The sequence below is a fragment of the Variovorax paradoxus genome, from assembly GCF_000834655.1.
GTDB classification, from domain to species: domain Bacteria; phylum Pseudomonadota; class Gammaproteobacteria; order Burkholderiales; family Burkholderiaceae_C; genus Variovorax; species Variovorax paradoxus_F.
Map to the genome: position 1 here is coordinate 1 of NZ_JXQQ01000107.1, position 934 is coordinate 934.

Here is a 934-nt window from a genome sequence, read left to right on the forward strand (position 1 = left end):
CTTGCGGATGCGAGCGAGTTCGTCGTTGTAGAGCTTGACGATGGCGGGGTCGTACTGGGCGGCGAACTTGTCGACCACAGGCTTGGCGACGGTGCGCATGCGCGCCTGCTCGGCGGGCGTGAGTTCGTTGAACTGGGCGCCCTTGGCCTGCAGGTCGCCGACTGCTCTTTGTGCCGCGGCACGGCTCACTTGCCGTTGATAGCCGCGCGCCTCGTTGGCCGCGTCGTTCATCATCTTCTGCTCGGCGGGCGTGAGCGAGTCCCAGAACTTCTTGCTCACCAGCACGATGTTGGCCGCGTAGACGTGGTTCGTGGCGCTCACGAACTTCTGCACCTCGTAGAACTTGTTCGAGAGGATCACCGCGTACGGGTTCTCCTGGCCGTCCACCGCCTTCGATTCGAGCGCGCCATACAACTCGGCGAAGGGCATGGGCACCGGATTGGCCTTGAAGGCCTTGAAGGTCTCCAGGAACACCGGGTTCGGGATCACGCGGATCTTCAGGCCTTCGAGGTCCTCGGGCTTGGTGATGGGGCGCTTGCTGTTGGTGACGTTGCGAAAGCCCAGGTCCCAGTAGCCCAGGGCAACGAGGCCCTTCTCGGGGAGCTTGGCGATCAGCGCCTGGCCCAAAGGCCCATCGAGCAATGCATCGGCCTGCGCGAAGTTGTTCACCGAGAAGGGGAAGTCGACAAGGCCGAACTCCTTGACGATGCCTGCGAGCGACGTGGTGGCAGGGGCCGACATCTGCTGCACGCCGCCTTGCAGGGCCGATTGCTGCTGCATCTCGTTGCCCAGCTGGGAGGCGGGGAACTCCTGGACTTTCATCTTGCCGCCGCTCTTGGCAGCGAGCAGTTCTGCGAATCGCTTGACGCCGAAGCTCACGGGGTGGTCGGCGTTGTTCAGGTGGCCGAAGCGGATCACGCGCTCCTGCTGCGCC

The 934-nt window shown here is 64.0% G+C and carries 1 protein-coding gene; it reads right to left on the reverse strand.

What is annotated here, in order from left to right:
• On the reverse strand, positions 1-934 hold a 934-nt coding region (locus RT97_RS28690; protein ID WP_042582265.1), incomplete at both ends, for a TRAP transporter substrate-binding protein.